The organism is Rhizobium binxianense (genome assembly GCF_028994275.1).
GTDB classification, from domain to species: domain Bacteria; phylum Pseudomonadota; class Alphaproteobacteria; order Rhizobiales; family Rhizobiaceae; genus Rhizobium; species Rhizobium binxianense.
In genome coordinates this window covers 1,846,555-1,862,119 of the sequence record NZ_CP118713.1, presented here as the reverse complement: position 1 = coordinate 1,862,119, position 15,565 = coordinate 1,846,555, and the positions used below count along the sequence as shown (strand labels likewise).

The window sequence follows — 15,565 nt, the reverse complement described above, 5'->3', positions numbered from 1 at the left end:
TTTTCTCTCCCCTTTGAGAAAAGAATAAACTTAAGCTTCCGCTTCGCAAGGTTATTACTAATAAATAGTTAAGCGCCGCATTTGAGTAAACTTAAAGTATCGAAATGGTACATGTGTTCTTTTGCGGGATGGAAGAATATATACTCGAATAACTGCCGCAGATCACGGGAGAGATGACTTGAGAACGTTTTTCGTACCTTGAAAAGCGGTGACCGAAGGCGCGATGGGGGTGACTACACTTCAAGAGTTTGCGGCATGTTTTCAGCGGATTAATCCGTCGCTCATTCGATTCATGCCGGCTTCGACGGATTGATTTTGGCGCGAAGCGCATCATTTTATTCAGAAGCCATTCGATCCGAGGGAACACTGATGTCAAAAGCTACAATCGCCATCGCCTGTATCTGCCTGCTCACCCTGTCCGGCTGCGGCAATACCGCATACGGGCTGAAGAAGGATGGACAGGAGGCGAGCCACGCAATGGACAATGCGACACATCGGGTGCTTTCGGCAGGCGCCAAGAAGTGAGGCAGGCGCCAGGAAGATATGCGCGATAGAAGAATTACCGTGAAAAAAGCCCGCCTGGGGTGAGGCGGGCTTGCAATCACAGGAGAATGGACGGATTGACGCCGTCTCGGCTAATGAAGCACTTGCTGAAGCACATGGCTTTACGTCATTCGACGTATCCGCGGCCGGCGCCCTTCCGGCAGCGAGACGATGCGACCAGTCTATCGGAATCGAATCAGAAATTGCCCCAGTTCTGAGCGCGGGCACGGGCGCGAATAATCCGGTATTCGCGCCCGCCATAGAGCGAGCCGATTGTCAGCAGAAGTGTCAGAACGTCCCAGATGATATGCATGTTATCCTCTTAGGTTGGACGGCTCTGCCGTCGATCGGTGAAGGTACAATAGCAATCTTTCGAATGTGCTTATATGACAAGAAATCGGGATGAGCGGGGAAGCGGGCAGGGCGCTTCCGCAGAGGAGAGGCGGCGCCGCCGCCTTGGAGAAGCACAGTGAACAGATTATCGGAGGGCCGCCGATGACGATTTTCTCCGTCCGCCACATCACGTCCTATCGCTACGTCAGGGAGGTCGATTTCGGCGAGCATCGGTTGATGTTCCGGCCGCGCGACAGTTTCGACCAGCGGTTGATCGAAGCGTCGTTGACGACCTATCCTGAGGAAAGTCATGTCCGCTGGATCCACGATGTTTTCGGCAATTGCGTGGCGCTCGTCGATATTTCACGACCGTCGGCTGAGCTTCGCTTCGAAACCTGGATCACCCTCGATCATACGCCGCAGGTTGCCCTGGATCTCAAGGTGGACGAAGAGGCCCTGATCTATCCATTCTCCTACGACAAGGATGAGATTGCCGATCTGACGCCGGCGATGCAGCGCCATTATCCCGATCCCAACGACGAGGTCGGACGCTGGGCGCGCCAGTTCTTGCGCCTTGGGCGTCCGACGGAGACCGGCCATCTGCTGATGACGCTGTGTTACGCCATTCGGGAAAGCTTCGTCTATGCGCGGCGCCAGGAACATGGGACGCAGACGCCGGTCCAGACCTTGCAGCTTCGTTCCGGCACCTGCCGGGATTTCGCCCTGCTGATGATGGAGGCGGCACGCGTCCTCGGCCTCGCGGCGCGCTTCGTCACCGGCTACGTCTATGTTCCCGACCGGGACGGCTCCACCGTGCTCGGCGGCGGTTCCACCCATGCATGGTGCCAGATCTATCTTCCAGGCGCCGGCTGGGCGGAGTTCGATCCGACCAATGGGATCGTCGGCAACCGCGATCTCATTCGTGTCGCGGTGGCCCGCGATCCGCGCCAGGCAGTCCCATTGAGCGGCAGCTATGACGGGGATGGGAAGGATTTCGACAGCATGACAGTGCAGGTGAACGTCACCACAAGGCAATCTGGCTAGCCACGCGGTGACAGTCCCGGTCTTGCGGGAACCGGGTAGCGCGATCAGCGTTCTCTACTCACCGCTGCCAAAGCGCAGACGCGACAAGGAAGCCACAATGAAGATACGCGCCGGGTTTCATCTGGGCTACGAATGCGTGCAGCCAACGCCGATGCTGCTCGTCCTCAATATCCACCCCTCCCGTCGTGCCGATCTTCTCAGCGAGCAGGTCCTGACATTCGACCGGGCAATCGAGGCCTGGGAATATACCGATGGTTTCGGCAATGCCTGCAGCCGGATCGTCGCACCGGCGGGAGTGACGACGATCTCTACGGAGTTCGAGATCTACGACAGCGGCCAGCCCGACGTCGTTCCCGAAGATGCCGTCCAGCACGCGATCAACGACCTGCCGGACGAGGTGCTGGTCTTCCTGCTCGGCAGCCGCTATTGCGACACCGACAGGCTTGCCGATTTTGCCTGGGCAACCTTCTCGTCGACGCCGCTCGGTTGGGCGCGCGTTCAGGCGATTTGCGATTTCGTCCATGACCACATCACTTTCGATTACCTGAAGGCCGACCTCCTGCGGACCGCGCATGGCGGCTTCATCGACAAAGCAGGAGTCTGCCGCGACTTTGCCCATCTCGCCATCGCGCTTTGCCGATGCATGAATATCCCGGCGCGATATTGCACCGGCTATCTCGGCGATATCGGCGTTCCGATCGATCCCAATCCGATGGATTTCAGCGCCTGGTTCGAGGTCTTTCTCGGCGGCCACTGGCATACGGTCGATGCCCGCCACAACACGCCGCGCATCGGCAGAATATTGATGGCGACCGGCCGCGACGCCACCGATGTCGCAATGTCGACGGCTTTCGGCCCGGCAACGCTCGCCCGCTTCGAGGTGATCACCGAAGAAGTGCCGCAAGAGGGCGATTGATGCGGCGAGGTGGCCCTATGCCTTCTTCAAAAACTCGGTTTTCAGCACCAGGCCTTTGACCTGCTTGGTGTTGCACTCGATCTCACCGGGATTGTCGGTCAGGCGAATGCCCTTCACCAGCGTTCCACGCTTCAGCGTCTCCGAGGTTCCCTTGACCTTGAGGTCCTTGATCAGGGTTACGGAATCGCCGTCATGAAGCTGGCTTCCGTTGCTGTCCTTTACGATGATGTCGTCGGCCATGATGTCCTCTTTTGATGATCCCGGACGGGAAATCATGGCGACACGGCATAGTCAACCATTGGGATCGGATCGGACGGTCATGGGCTGCGGCCGGTATTATTGCGGCAACAGGCAAATGGTGGCGCCTTCAGTCCGGGGTAACGCTTGCCGAGACGCTGCGAATCCTCGAAACTGACGGCGTGCTGCATCCGGTCTGATCAAGGCGGCCCGGAGCCTTCCGAGCGCGAGTTCTGCAGCCGCCACGCATACGACCGCGGACCTGCGAGCCCGTGCCGGCGCGATTCGCGATATCCGCCAACACAAGGAGAACGAGCGGCTGGCGGCAGAAGGCAGGAGGAGAAAGAGGCAGCGCCCGCCGCGCACGGCTCAACGCGATCATACAACCGGGCGATGCTGTCTGGCGCGAGGTCGAAACCGAGACCGTGCGGCGCAAACGCTTCCGGCTATAACGCGGCAGCCGGCCGCCTCGCCGACTTGAAGACGATCGCCGAACAAAATGCGGCACGGCCGATTTCACCCACCGCCTGCATTCGATCCGCGAACGCCATGCTCAGAAGGAGCGCTTCGTCGAGCGGCTGGCCGCTTTCGGTTAGCCTTTCTCGCGCGAAATAGGCGGAGACATAGCGGAAAGGTCTATCGGTTGCGGCGGAGTTCAATGATCGCCGCCATACGAACGACGCTATCGCATTTCGGAATTACCGCAACACTCAGACCAAAGTCAGATCTATCCGGGACTTTATGCCCATAGCAAACCAACGTCACTGCAATAGGTTTTGCGGCGTGAATGCAGTTGCGGAGTTTGCGGTGACAAAGATTTTCTTTGCGGGAATGATACTTACGCCGGTTATTTTCTGGGGCTCTGTCGGCCTCCTGATATATTCTTACTTCTCGTGAGAGCTCTCACGCGCCAATCTCCCGCCTACCCTATTGAGCGACGTCGCGATTTCGACCAGCGCATCCGGTTTCACGAGGCCGCATTGGTAGCGCGTGGGTTTGTTACCGAGGCAGGATCAGGCTGGCCGGATACCGAAGGTGCAGATCGTGAAGGAACATCTGGTCAAGATTCGCACGGAGAACCCCGGTCAACTGGAGGGCTGAATTGCCAGCAGTGAGCTGCTTCCTGTTCTCGCGAAAATATGGGAACTGGCGGAAGAGGTGGGATTCGAACCCACGGTACGGTTTCCCGCACGCCGGTTTTCAAGACCGGTTCCTTAAACCACTCGGACACTCTTCCATCTGATTGAAAAGGTTGAGTAATCAACATTTTGTTGACTACCTGAAATCGGCGCTTGCTGCCGATTTGCTACCCAATCACTCGATGGCTGGCTTTTTAGCAGCTTTGTTCGCAGCGTCAACGTACTCTGCAGCATTTGCCGACATCTTCGATGTTCGCCGTTTTGCGAATGAAACCGGGGCGGCAGGCCCGTTTCGTACAATGGAAATAACTGGCGTTCTCCCCGGCTTGGGCGTTTACTGTTTTGTTTCGGCGGAGGACGAGACATGGCCATGTATCTCACGCGCTTCAGCTACACGCCCGAGACGTGGGCGCGCATGATCGAAAACCCCGAAGATCGCCGGGAGGCGGCGCGGACGTACATTGAATCGGTGGGCGGGAAGCTGCATGGGTTCTGGTACGCCTTCGGCGAGCATGACGGTTGGAATCTGTGGGAGGCGCCCGACAACGTATCGATGGCGGCGGTCGCGTTGGCTATCGGTGCAGGCGGCGCGCTCAGATCCATGGAGACCACTGTCCTCCTCAGCGTCGAGGATACGATCGAAGCCTTGAAGAAGGCCAAGTCGGTTCGGTATCGGCCACCGGCAGCGTAGGTGGCGGGCCACTGAAGATCAGTGCTTCCCTCGTTCTCGGCGCAGGCTGTCTGGGTGCGCCGGAGACATCAGAGATTTAGTGTCCGTCAGATCCGAGGCCCTTCGGACCGTTGAGTTGGTTCATGTCCTCGCAGAGAGAGCGAACTGCCTCCATCGTCACGGCCAGTGCCGACATCAGGATTGCGGTGTCGTTGTCGTTATCCGGCTGGGAAAGCTGGCGAGATCGGGCATGCAACTTCTGGCTGATCGTGTCGAGCTGCGTCATGGTTTCGTCGTTCATGGTGATCCTCCAAAGGCATAGACCTTTAAAGCTCGCGGCGGACATTTCGTTCCCATACAGCCACGAAGCTGTCAAATCCGCGATCCGCACTGCATCACATGCAATCGGTGACGTGACTTACCCGTTCGGTTTGCGCAAGGGCGGAAGCCGCATGTAGTAGGAATCCAGAGGGTCGTAGGATCCCTTTGGTTCACCCTTTCCGGTTTTACCAGATTGGGCGCCAGTTTTCCCTCCGGCCCGAACATGTAGTCGATGCCGGCGCAGAGATGGGCGAGGGAGCGGTAATTGAAGTATTTGAACCAATCGTTCGCAAGGAAGGCGGCTTCGTCCCAGGCCTTTCCGCGCAGGCGGTGATATCCGGCCTGCTGCAGAAAGGTCTCGCCTGTCCTCGTATTGATGGTGGCGCCGAGACACAAATTGCCGGCGATCAGCGACAGCCTGAGCACTCTGATGGTTTCGGCATCCTTGTTCGGTAAGGGCTTCAGGGCCTGGGCAAGATAGTAATTCGTGGTGGGATCATTGGTCATCGTCTTGCGCCAATAGGCGGGGAAATCTTCCGCGGCGGCGCCGACGGCCGATGAGACGGTCATTATAACAAGCAAAATCAAGCTTTTAAAAATTCCGCCCATGGCAATCCCCCAACCCTGCGCAGAGAATGCTTAGCGTCATTTGGCCAGGCGGGGCAAGGGGACGTCGCCCCGCTTGGGAACCCGCTCCGGCCTGTGCCAATTTGGGCTTTTCGGCCATTCGAAAGCGAGTTCAGATTTACCATATGCCCCGCATCGGCACGAGGCGTCAGGGCCTTATTGCGGCGGCGGAATGAGCAGGGCGGCAAGGCTCACGTTAGTGATTTATAAACCATAATCATTAGATTTGTCGCTATCGCTGCGAAATCCTTCGTAAATTTGCCACGAACTTAACAAGATTAAAGTCTCGTTAGGCGGGCGGGGATAAGGCGTAATGGCCCAAGATGGGGCAGAGTTCCTTAACCATAACGATCTTTGAGCGGCGTGGGGCATATGAAATTGGGATACGGGGCGGCGTCTTTCGCAACGACAGCACGGTGGCTGGCAATCTCGGCGATGTGTGCGACGGTTGCGGCGTGCGGCACGACACAGGCGGTGCCGAAGAAGAAATCCCACGGCAAAGAATATTTCTCCGAATCCGAATATGGCGTGAAGGCGAGCCCGCGGGTCGCCACCGGCAACAACATCCCCAAGGGCGGCGGCCGCTACATGGTCGGCAATCCTTACGAGGTGAAGGGCAAGTGGTATTATCCGAAGGAGGACTTCTCCTATAACAAGGTCGGCGTCGCCTCCTGGTATGGCTCGGCCTTTCACGGCCGCCTGACGGCGAATGGCGAAGTCTACGACCAGATGCATCTTTCCGCCGCGCATCCGACCTTCCCGCTGCCGAGCTATGCGCGCGTCACCAATCTCGAAAGCGGCTCCTCCGTCATCGTGCGCGTCAACGATCGCGGCCCCTATCACGAAGGCCGCATCATCGACCTGTCCAACAAGACGGCCGACATGCTGGATCTGCAGCACAGCGGCACCGGCAAGGTGCGCGTGCAATATGTCGGCCGCGCCCGCATGGACGGCCACGACATGCCCTATCTGATGGCCTCCTACGTGCCGAAGGGCAGCCGCATTCCCGGCGTCAATCCGGAAGGCCAGATCGCAACCGGCGTGATGGTCGCCTCCAACAGCCGCAAGATCACCCGCGATCAGCTGCAGAGTGCCGAAGACTATGAGACGCCGGCCAGCGTGCCGGTGCCGATGTCGGCCACGTCCTATGCCGGTTCGACGCCGAGCGCGCGCTACAATGCGGCACCCGCCGCAACGCCCGCCCTGGCAGCACCCGCCCATGTTCTGGTGGCGCCGTCAGCCCCGTCCATCAACAATGCCGCGCCGTCCTTCGACCAGATGGTCGTGCTGCCGGAGATCGGTCCGATGCCCTACGAACGGCCGCTGGGCTCTCTCGCGCTCGGCTACCAGGACGAGGACGTGAAGACGGTGACCGTCGATCTCGCCTTCGACGCGGTGATGGTGCGCAATGACGGGCTGACGCAGGAGTCGATCCTTGCCGCGGCCAAGCGTCATCAGGCAAAAACCGCCGCGCGCTGAGCGTGGCAATTGCATCGGATTTCCTCTCGCTCTAACCTCCTGAAATACGCCCCCCTGATCGATGGGAATTCTTGATGCTGAAGCCTTTGCTTCGCCTGTTTGCATGCATCATGCCGCTCGCCACCGGCGCATTCGCAGCCGATAGCGGTACCGCCGGCTTCGCCACCAAGGCGGCGCAGGCCTATATGATCGAGGCCGCCACCGGCACCGTGCTTCTCGCCAAGAACGAGGATCAGGGTTTTTCGCCGGCCTCGCTCGCCAAGCTGATGACGATGGATCTCGTCTTCGAAGCGTTGACGAAGGGCCAGATCACCCTCGATACCGAATATCCGGTTTCCGAATATGCCTGGCGAACCGGCGGCGCGCCATCGCGGACGGCAACGATGTTTGCCAGCCTCAAATCGCGGGTGCGCGTCGATGACCTGATCAAGGGTGTCGCCGTCCAGGGCGCCAATGACAGCTGCATCATCCTCGCCGAGGGCATGGCCGGAACCGAGCAGCAATTTGCCGTGTCGATGACGCGACGCGCCCGCGAGCTCGGCATGGAGAAGGCCGAGTTCGGCAATTCCACCGGCCTTCCCGACGGAAAGAGCAAGGTGACGGCGCGCGAGATGGTGACGCTCGCCACCGCCCTGCACCAGTCCTATCCCAATCTCTATCCCTATTTCGCCCTGCCGGATTTCGAGTGGAACAAGATCTTCCAGCGCAACCGCAACCCGCTGCTCGGGCTCGATCTCGGTGCCGACGGGCTGGCAACCGGCTTTACCGAGGGCGAGGGCTATTCGATCGTCGCTTCGGTTGAGCGCGACGGCCGGCGGCTGTTTCTGGCGCTGGCCGGCATCGCCTCCGACAAGGAGCGGACGGAGGAGGCCAAGCGGGTGCTCGAGTGGGGGCTGACGGCCTTCGAAAACCGGCAGATCTTCGCCGACAAGGAAGTGATCGGCGCCGCCAGCGTCTATGGCGGCACGGCGCGCACCGTCGATCTCGTCGCCAAGGCGCCGGTCAGCGTCTATATCCCGATCAGCAACCCCGACCGGCTGTCGGCGCGCATCGTCTATCGCTGGCCGCTGACGGCGCCGGTAGAGCCGGACACCCAGGCAGGCACACTCAGGATTTTCGCAGGGTCCCGTCTTCTCAGGGAGGTGCCGCTCTATACCGTGCAGGCGGTCGGCGAGGGCTCGCTCAGCAGCCGGGCGGTGGACGCCATGCTGGAGCTCGGCGAATCGCTGTTTTTCTCCTGGCTCTGGGACAAGTCGGCGCCCGGCTGAACGGCCGGCCTTCCCATGCGTTTTGCTGGGAAAGGTGAATATGTCGCCGCGGCGAAAGGTTTTCCTCCCCGATATCTTCGGATAGATAGAAGAGGTGGGGCGCACGCGGGGCGCCTGGAATGCGGGAAGTTGGCATTGTCATCCGGTATGGGATTGTTCGTTACATTTGAAGGCGGGGAAGGCGCTGGTAAATCCACGCAGATCCGTCGCCTCGCCGCGGCGCTGAAGGGCGAAGGTCACGACGTGCTGGTGACGCGCGAACCGGGTGGATCGCCGGGCGCGGAGGCCGTGCGTCACGTGCTGTTGTCGGGAGCTGCCGAAGCCTTCGGCACGCGGATGGAGGCGATCCTCTTTGCGGCCGCCCGCAACGACCATGTCGAAGAGGTGATCCGGCCGGCGCTTGGCGCCGGCAAGATCGTGCTCTGCGACCGCTTCATGGATTCCTCCCGCGTCTATCAGGGCATCACCGGCAATCTCGAACCCGATTTCATCGAGACGCTGCAGCGCGTCGCCATCAACGGCGTCATGCCGGATTGCACCGTGATCCTCGACATCCCGGCCAAGATCGGGCTGGAGCGGGCGCAGAAGCGCGCCGGCGCCGACGCTCCCGATCGCTTCGAGAAGGAGCGGCTCGAAACCCACGAGAAACGGCGCGAGGCCTTTCTCGATATCGCCGCCCGCGAGCCGGAGCGCTGCCACGTGGTCAACGCCATGCAGACCGAGGAGGCGATTTCCGCCGAGATCCTGGCGATCGTCAAACAGTTGCTATCGCCTGCAGGCCGTGCCCGAATGCCGGAAGCCGCTCATCATGAGTGAGGCCCATTATGAGTGAAGAGAGGCCCGGACTGCTCGACGGCGCTATCTGGCCAGGCGAAAATACCAGGCTGTTCGGCCATGAGGAGGCAGAAGCCTTCCTGGCGCAATCCTACCGGTCCGGCAAGGGCCACCACGCCATCCTGATCGAGGGGCCGGAGGGCATCGGCAAGGCGACGCTCGCCTTCCGCTTCGCCAATCATGTGCTTTCGCATCCCGATCCCGACGGGGCGCCGGAAACGATCGGCGATCCGGATCCGGCCTCTGCCGTCAGCCGGCAGATCGCCTCCGGCGCCTCGCACAATCTCCTGCATCTGGCCCGGCCGGTGGATGAAAAGACCGGCAAGGTGAAATCGGCGATAACAGTCGACGAGGTGCGCCGCGCCGGCAAGTTCTTCTCGCAGACTTCGGGCACCGGCAACTGGCGGATCGTCATCATCGATCCGGCCGACGACATGAACCGCAATGCGGCCAACGCCATCCTGAAGATCCTGGAGGAACCGCCGAAGCGGGCGCTGTTCCTGGTGCTCTCGCATGCACCGGGACAGCTGCTGCCGACCATCCGCTCGCGCTGCCTGCCGCTGAAACTGGCACCGCTTGCCGACGACGCGCTGGTCGCGGCCCTTGACCATCTCGGCATATCAGGCGAGGGCGGGGCGGTGCTTTCGGCCGCCAAGGGCAGCGTCGGCGAGGCGCTGAAACTGTTGAACTACGGCGGCGGCGAGATCATTGCCGCCTATGACGAGATGCTGTCGGCCGAGGGGCCGACCGCCCGCAAGGCCATGCATCGGCTGGCCGACGCGCTTTCCGGCCGGGAAAGCGACACGATCTTCGATTTCTTCGTCAGCCATGTCGGCGACGACATCATGAACCGCGCGCGCGTAGCGGCAGGCGAGGGGCAGATCACCGCTGCGGAACGGCTGGCACGGCTCTATTCGGAGATCACCGAGCGGCTGACGATTTCCGATGCCTACAACCTCGACCGCAAGCAGACGATCATCAGCATTCTCGCCGATATCAAGCAGCCAGGCCTCTGATCAGCCGGTCACCGACTTGCCTGCGACAGGCCGGAAAGCGAATAGAGCGGCTCGAACGTCAAACTAGCGCCCCTGACGGCGCACGGTCACGACAAATCCGGTAGACGAGAACTGGCACTTGGTTCTGTTCCGCCCTCTTTTCCATGACGGGTAGATTGCGGCAGAAGCTGAGTAAAGTTCACCGTGCTAACCTCCCGGAAATCATTGGCGGCGGTGAAACTTGATGTTTCGCTTGACGGTGACATGCGCTAAGAGCGGCTGACCATTTTTATAGAGTTAGCCGGACATTGGCCGCCATGACAGACAAGACACCCTTCTACATCACCACCGCGATTTCCTATCCCAACGGCAAGCCGCATATCGGCCATGCCTATGAGCTGATCGCGACGGATGCGATGGCGCGCTATCAGCGCCTCGACGGCAAGGATGTGTTCTTCCTGACCGGCACCGACGAACACGGCCAGAAAATGCAGCAGACGGCGCGCGGCGAGGGGATCACTGCGCAGGCGCTTGCCGATCGCAACTCCGGCGAATTCCAGGCGATGGCCAAGCTGCTGAACGCCTCCAACGATGACTTCATCCGCACCACGCAGGAGCGCCATCACGAGACATCGCGCAACATCTGGAACCTGATGGCCGAGAACGGCGACATCTACAAGGACAGCTATGCCGGCTGGTACTCGGTGCGCGACGAGGCCTATTACCAGGAAAACGAGACGGAGCTGCGCGCCGACGGCGTGCGCTACGGGCCGCAGGGCACGCCCGTCGAATGGGTGGAAGAGGCAAGCTATTTCTTCAAGCTCTCCGAATACCAGGAGAAGCTGCTGGCCCATTACGAGGCGAACCCCGATTTCATCGGTCCGGCCGAGCGCCGCAACGAGGTGATCTCCTTCGTCAAGTCAGGCCTCAAGGACCTCTCGGTCTCGCGCACGACCTTCGACTGGGGCATCAAAGTGCCGAACGATCCCGCCCACGTCATGTATGTCTGGGTCGATGCGCTGACCAACTATATCACCGCGACCGGCTATATCGAGGACCGGAACGGCCCGCGGGCGAAATACTGGCCGGCCGACGTCCACATCATCGGCAAGGACATCATCCGCTTCCATGCCGTCTATTGGCCGGCCTTCCTGATGTCGGCAAAGCTGCCGCTGCCAAAGCGGGTCTTTGCCCATGGCTTCCTGCTCAACAAGGGCGAGAAGATGTCGAAGTCGCTCGGCAACGTCGTCGATCCCGTCAACCTGGTGAACCATTTCGGCCTCGACCAAGTGCGCTACTTCTTCCTGCGCGAAGTCTCTTTCGGCCAGGACGGCAGCTATAGCGAAGAGGCGATCGGCATTCGCATCAATTCCGACCTCGCCAACGGCATCGGCAATCTCGCCAGCCGCTCGCTGTCGATGATCGTCAAGAACTGCGACGGCAAGATCCCGGAATGCGGGGCGCTCAGCGACGAGGACAAGGCGATGCTCGCCCAAGCCGACGCGCTGCATGCCTCGACGCGCGAGGACATGGGCAAGCAGCAGATCCACCGGGCGCTCGCTTCGATCATCGCTGTTGTCTCCGAGACCGACCGTTATTTCGCCGGCCAGGCGCCATGGGCGCTGAAGAAGACGGATCCGGAGCGTATGGGCACGGTGCTCTATGTGACTGCCGAAGTCGTGCGCCAGATCGCCATCCTGCTGCAGCCCTTCATGCCGGAATCATCCAGCAAGCTGCTCGATCTGGTTGCCGCACCCGCTGGCAAGCGCGACTTCGCCGCTCTCGGTGAAGCCGGCCGTCTCGTTGCCGGAACGCCGCTCGAAGCGCCGACGCCGATCTTCCCGCGCTACGTGGCTCCGGAGGCTTGAAGCCGTGCTGATCGATACGCATTGCCATCTTGATTTCGCCGATTTCGAGGCGGAGCGCGACGAGATCGTCACGCGCGCCCATCAGGCCGGCGTTGCGCAGATGGTGACGATCTCGACGCGGGTGCGCAAGCTCGGCGCGCTACTTGCCATCACCGAGAAATATCCCTCGGTGTTCTGCTCGGTCGGCACGCATCCGAACAATGCCGACGAAGAGCTGGATATCCCAACGGAAGAGCTGGTACGTCTCGCCAATGCCCATGAGAAGATCGTCGCCATCGGCGAGGCCGGTCTCGACTATTTCTATGACACGCAAAAGCCTGAGGACCAGCAGACCGGTTTTCGCCGCCATATTGCCGCGGCGCGCGAGACCCGGTTGCCGCTCGTCATCCACAGCCGCAGCGCCGACGAGGACATGGCTGCGATCCTGACCGAGGAAACCGGGAAGGGGGCTTTCCCGTTCATCCTCCACTGCTTCTCGGCCGGCCCGGAACTGGCGAAGACCGGCGTCGCGCTCGGCGGCTATGTCTCCTTTTCGGGAATCCTGACCTTTCCGAAGTCGGAAGAGCTGCGCGAGATCGCCAAGACGATCCCGCAGGATCGGCTGCTGGTGGAAACGGACGCGCCGTATCTGGCGCCGAAGCGCTGGCGCGGCAAGCGCAATGAACCGTCCTATGTCGTCAACACCGCCGAGGTGCTCGCCGAGACGATCGGCCTTTCCTATGCTGAGGTCGCACGGATCACGACAGAGAATGCCTTCCGGCTGTTCTCGAAGATGCCGAGGGTCTAGCGGCGTGCTCTACCGACGGCGCTTCACCATTCTCGGCTGTTCGTCGTCACCCGGCGTGCCGCGCATTACCGGCGACTGGGGCGCCTGCAATCCCGACAATCCGAAGAACCGGCGCACGCGCGCCGCCTTCATGGTGCAGCAATTTGCGGGGGATGGCGGCGTCACCACCGTCGTCATCGACACCGGGCCGGATTTTCGCGAACAGATGATCAGGGCAGGGGCCGACCATGTCGATGCCGTGCTCTACAGCCATCCGCATGCGGATCATATCCATGGCATCGACGATCTGCGCGGTTATTTTCACAATACCCGCCGCCGGGTGCCGATCTTCGCCGACCAATTTACCATGGACCGGCTGCGGGACGCCTTCGGCTATTGCCTGGAAACGCCGCCGGGCAGCAATTATCCGCCGATCGTGCTGCCTGTTGTCATCGAAAATCTCGACGACCCCGTCGAAATCCGCGGTCCGGGAGGCACGATCGCCTTCTATCCGCATCTCCAGCAGCACGGTGATATTCACTCGCTCGGCTTCCGGATCGGCGATGTGGCTTATTGCAGCGATATCAGCGATTTCCCGCCGCAGACCGTCGACAAGCTGCAGAATCTCGACGTGCTGATCATCGACGCACTTCAATATGCCTATCATCCGAGCCATCTGTCGCTGGAACAGTCGCTCGACTGGATCGGCCGGCTGAAGCCGAAGCAGGCGATCCTCACCCATATGCACACGCCGCTAGACTACGACGTGGTGATGGCTGAGACGCCGGACCATGTGGTGCCGGCGTATGACCAGATGAGCTTCGAGACCGAGGTCAGGCTCTAAATCCTATGGCTCAGATAACTGTCCACAGATCCTAAAGCTTGAACCCGCTCGCTTGCACATAGGGCAGCACTTCGACGCCGCCGCGATGGATCATGTCGAGCGAGACGTAGAGGATGATCAGCAGGCCGACATAGGCGATCCAGCGATGGTTGTTGAGCAACCGGGCGATCAGGTTGGCAGCGATGCCCATCAGCGCGATCGACAGAGCAAGACCGATGATCAGCACGCTCGGATGTTCGCGCGCGGCACCGGCAACGGCGAGTACGTTGTCGAGCGACATGGAGACGTCGGCGATGACGATCTGGGTGGCCGCCTGGAAGAAGGTCTTTTTCGGCGCGCTTTCGGCGCCCGCCGCGTCGTGGTTTTCGCCATGGCCGGCGCGAAGTTCGCGCCACATCTTCCAGCAGACCCACAGGAGCAGAAGTCCGCCTGCCAGCAGCAGGCCGACGATCGCCAGCAGATAGACCGCGACGCTGGCAAAGAGAATACGCAGGATGGTCGCGGCGGCAATGCCGACGATGATCGCCTTGCGGCGTTGCGTCGCCTCGAGGCCGGCAGCGGCAAGACCGATAACCACGGCGTTGTCGCCAGCGAGAACGAGGTCGATAGCAATGACCTGCAGCAGAGCCGTCAGACCGGCTGCCGTAAAGATGTCCATATGAAATATCCCCAATGCGTCAAGAGCCGTGCTAGCGTCTCGACGGTTTGACGTCAACCGCCAGCGGTGCCGCCGGACAACGATCCTTGACGTCAAACCGTTCCTCCATTCGATATGCACCGGCCATCGACGGCCCGGGCCGGCGTTGCAGCTGATGTCCGCGCTTATCGCTCGCATTCGCTTGGAACATTCCTCTTGTCCGCCGGTTTTCCGGTCAGGGATTCAGACGTCGGGTCGACGGCTGGCTCCATGCATCGAGAGGAGAATCCCGTGAGCAACATTTACAACGATACCAATCCGCCCTTCTCAGGCCCGACGGGCGGCAGCAGCCTCACCGCACTTTTCGACAGCCGATCGGAAGCTGAATCCGCCATCACCCGTCTGGAGGATGCCGGCGTGCCGGTTGCGAGAATAAGGCTAATGCCGGGATATGAAGCGGATGGAAAAAATGCCGGCGTGATGAGCGACGACCGCAGCGGCTTTTTCGACGCGCTGGCAGACTTCTTGTTCCCCGACGAGGATCGTGCGGTCTACGCGGAAGGACTGCGGCGAGGCGGCTTCCTTGTTCAGGTCAATGACATCGATGACGCGCTCTATGAGGCCGTCCACGATATCCTGGAACACGAGGGCAGCATCGACATGGACGAGCGGGCGGATCTGTGGTCCTCGGAAGGCGCATTTGAAGGCGCGTCAAACACCGGCTTTGCCGGATCGCCTCAGGGCGGCAAAGCCTCGGAAGACCTTGCCGTGTCCGAGAGCGCATTCGAAGGCCGGGATTCGCCTGCGACTTCCGACGACGCGCGCCCGGTCGTAACCCGCGACACCACGCATGGAAGCGCCAAAGTGCGGGCCTATAGCTTCACCGGCGCCGGCTCGCCATCGAGCGACGCCGATCGCCAATCGCAGAGCCAGTCGCAAGGTGGAGGCCAACAGAGCCAGAGCTTCCGGCGCGATCACTGATGTAAACCCTGACCCGGCCGCAATGCCGGGCCTTATTTCTCTTGCTCTTCGTTGGAGGACATG

16 protein-coding genes and 1 tRNA gene are annotated in these 15,565 nt (G+C 60.8%); 12 read left to right on the top strand and 5 right to left on the bottom strand.

Annotated elements, in window-relative coordinates; all coding sequences use genetic code 11:
• Positions 1-369: 369 nt before the first annotated feature.
• From PO860_RS09280 to PO860_RS09270, 3 genes are all read left to right on the top strand, one after another.
• Complete coding sequence (locus tag PO860_RS09280) at positions 370-525, top strand: entericidin (RefSeq protein WP_183607294.1); 156 nt, start codon at positions 370-372, stop codon at positions 523-525.
• A 513-nt stretch (positions 526-1,038) separates the two neighbouring features.
• Positions 1,039-1,920: a transglutaminase family protein gene (locus PO860_RS09275; protein WP_183607698.1), complete on the top strand. Its 882-nt coding sequence runs from the start codon at positions 1,039-1,041 to the stop codon at positions 1,918-1,920.
• 97 nt (positions 1,921-2,017) lie between these two features.
• Entirely contained in the window at positions 2,018-2,836 is an 819-nt protein-coding gene (locus PO860_RS09270; RefSeq protein ID WP_183607295.1) for a transglutaminase-like domain-containing protein, read from the top strand.
• Positions 2,837-2,851: 15 nt separating this feature from the next.
• On the opposite strand, the gene PO860_RS09265 is transcribed toward PO860_RS09270, so the two are convergent.
• Both PO860_RS09265 and PO860_RS09260 read right to left on the bottom strand, forming a co-directional pair.
• The gene (locus PO860_RS09265) at positions 2,852-3,076 is read right to left on the bottom strand and encodes an alkylphosphonate utilization protein (RefSeq protein WP_010035073.1); all 225 of its coding nucleotides are present in this window, start codon (positions 3,074-3,076) and stop codon (positions 2,852-2,854) included.
• Between the two features lie 1,144 nt (positions 3,077-4,220).
• Positions 4,221-4,310: transfer RNA gene (locus PO860_RS09260), tRNA-Ser, on the bottom strand.
• 266 nt (positions 4,311-4,576) lie between these two features.
• Here PO860_RS09260 and PO860_RS09255 point away from each other — a divergent pair.
• Positions 4,577-4,903: a GYD domain-containing protein gene (locus tag PO860_RS09255; RefSeq protein WP_272782549.1), complete on the top strand. Its 327-nt coding sequence runs from the start codon at positions 4,577-4,579 to the stop codon at positions 4,901-4,903.
• 76 nt (positions 4,904-4,979) lie between these two features.
• Here PO860_RS09255 and PO860_RS09250 read toward each other — a convergent pair whose 3' ends face one another.
• Together PO860_RS09250 and PO860_RS09245 are read right to left on the bottom strand one after the other, a co-directional pair.
• On the bottom strand, positions 4,980-5,183 hold the full coding sequence (locus PO860_RS09250; RefSeq protein WP_183607297.1) for a hypothetical protein: 204 nt from the start codon (positions 5,181-5,183) through the stop codon (positions 4,980-4,982).
• A gap of 71 nt (positions 5,184-5,254) precedes the next feature.
• Positions 5,255-5,812, bottom strand: a complete 558-nt coding sequence (locus PO860_RS09245) for a hypothetical protein (protein ID WP_275035408.1) — start codon at positions 5,810-5,812, stop codon at positions 5,255-5,257.
• Positions 5,813-6,202: 390 nt separating this feature from the next.
• On the opposite strand from PO860_RS09245, the gene PO860_RS09240 reads away from it, so the two are divergent.
• From PO860_RS09240 to PO860_RS09210, 7 genes are all read left to right on the top strand, one after another.
• Entirely contained in the window at positions 6,203-7,309 is a 1,107-nt protein-coding gene (locus PO860_RS09240; protein WP_272782550.1) for a septal ring lytic transglycosylase RlpA family protein, read from the top strand.
• A 74-nt stretch (positions 7,310-7,383) separates the two neighbouring features.
• Positions 7,384-8,577 carry a D-alanyl-D-alanine carboxypeptidase family protein gene (locus PO860_RS09235; protein ID WP_273885630.1) on the top strand — a complete coding sequence of 398 codons (1,194 nt, stop codon included), beginning with the start codon at positions 7,384-7,386 and terminating at the stop codon, positions 8,575-8,577.
• A 135-nt stretch (positions 8,578-8,712) separates the two neighbouring features.
• Positions 8,713-9,393 carry a dTMP kinase gene (gene tmk, locus PO860_RS09230; protein WP_183607301.1) on the top strand — a complete coding sequence of 227 codons (681 nt, stop codon included), beginning with the start codon at positions 8,713-8,715 and terminating at the stop codon, positions 9,391-9,393.
• An 8-nt stretch (positions 9,394-9,401) separates the two neighbouring features.
• Positions 9,402-10,427 (top strand): DNA polymerase III subunit delta', encoded by a 1,026-nt coding sequence (locus PO860_RS09225; RefSeq protein WP_272782551.1) that lies wholly within the window; start codon positions 9,402-9,404, stop codon positions 10,425-10,427.
• Between the two features lie 296 nt (positions 10,428-10,723).
• A complete protein-coding gene (metG, locus tag PO860_RS09220) occupies positions 10,724-12,274 on the top strand; it encodes a methionine--tRNA ligase (RefSeq protein WP_273885632.1) in 1,551 nt (516 codons plus the stop codon).
• A 4-nt stretch (positions 12,275-12,278) separates the two neighbouring features.
• A complete protein-coding gene (locus PO860_RS09215) occupies positions 12,279-13,061 on the top strand; it encodes a TatD family hydrolase (protein WP_183607304.1) in 783 nt (260 codons plus the stop codon).
• A 4-nt stretch (positions 13,062-13,065) separates the two neighbouring features.
• Entirely contained in the window at positions 13,066-13,884 is an 819-nt protein-coding gene (locus PO860_RS09210; RefSeq protein WP_183607305.1) for an MBL fold metallo-hydrolase, read from the top strand.
• Between the two features lie 31 nt (positions 13,885-13,915).
• On the opposite strand, the gene PO860_RS09205 is transcribed toward PO860_RS09210, so the two are convergent.
• A complete protein-coding gene (locus PO860_RS09205; protein WP_183607306.1) occupies positions 13,916-14,542 on the bottom strand; it encodes a TerC family protein in 627 nt (208 codons plus the stop codon).
• Positions 14,543-14,812: 270 nt separating this feature from the next.
• Here PO860_RS09205 and PO860_RS09200 point away from each other — a divergent pair, with 270 nt between their 5' ends.
• Positions 14,813-15,502, top strand: coding sequence for a hypothetical protein (locus PO860_RS09200; RefSeq protein WP_275035405.1), 690 nt, complete (start codon positions 14,813-14,815; stop codon positions 15,500-15,502).
• The last annotated feature ends 63 nt before the right edge of the window (positions 15,503-15,565 follow it).

Coding starts and splice junctions, on each gene's coding strand:
- PO860_RS09280 (WP_183607294.1), top strand. CDS start 370: ATGTCAAAAGCTACAATCGCCATCGCCTGTATCTGCCTGCTCACCCTG.
- PO860_RS09275 (WP_183607698.1), top strand. CDS start 1,039: ATGACGATTTTCTCCGTCCGCCACATCACGTCCTATCGCTACGTCAGG.
- PO860_RS09270 (WP_183607295.1), top strand. CDS start 2,018: ATGAAGATACGCGCCGGGTTTCATCTGGGCTACGAATGCGTGCAGCCA.
- PO860_RS09265 (WP_010035073.1), bottom strand. CDS start 3,076: ATGGCCGACGACATCATCGTAAAGGACAGCAACGGAAGCCAGCTTCAT.
- PO860_RS09255 (WP_272782549.1), top strand. CDS start 4,577: ATGGCCATGTATCTCACGCGCTTCAGCTACACGCCCGAGACGTGGGCG.
- PO860_RS09250 (WP_183607297.1), bottom strand. CDS start 5,183: ATGAACGACGAAACCATGACGCAGCTCGACACGATCAGCCAGAAGTTG.
- PO860_RS09245 (WP_275035408.1), bottom strand. CDS start 5,812: ATGGGCGGAATTTTTAAAAGCTTGATTTTGCTTGTTATAATGACCGTC.
- PO860_RS09240 (WP_272782550.1), top strand. CDS start 6,203: ATGAAATTGGGATACGGGGCGGCGTCTTTCGCAACGACAGCACGGTGG.
- PO860_RS09235 (WP_273885630.1), top strand. CDS start 7,384: ATGCTGAAGCCTTTGCTTCGCCTGTTTGCATGCATCATGCCGCTCGCC.
- PO860_RS09225 (WP_272782551.1), top strand. CDS start 9,402: ATGAGTGAAGAGAGGCCCGGACTGCTCGACGGCGCTATCTGGCCAGGC.
- metG (WP_273885632.1), top strand. CDS start 10,724: ATGACAGACAAGACACCCTTCTACATCACCACCGCGATTTCCTATCCC.
- PO860_RS09205 (WP_183607306.1), bottom strand. CDS start 14,542: ATGGACATCTTTACGGCAGCCGGTCTGACGGCTCTGCTGCAGGTCATT.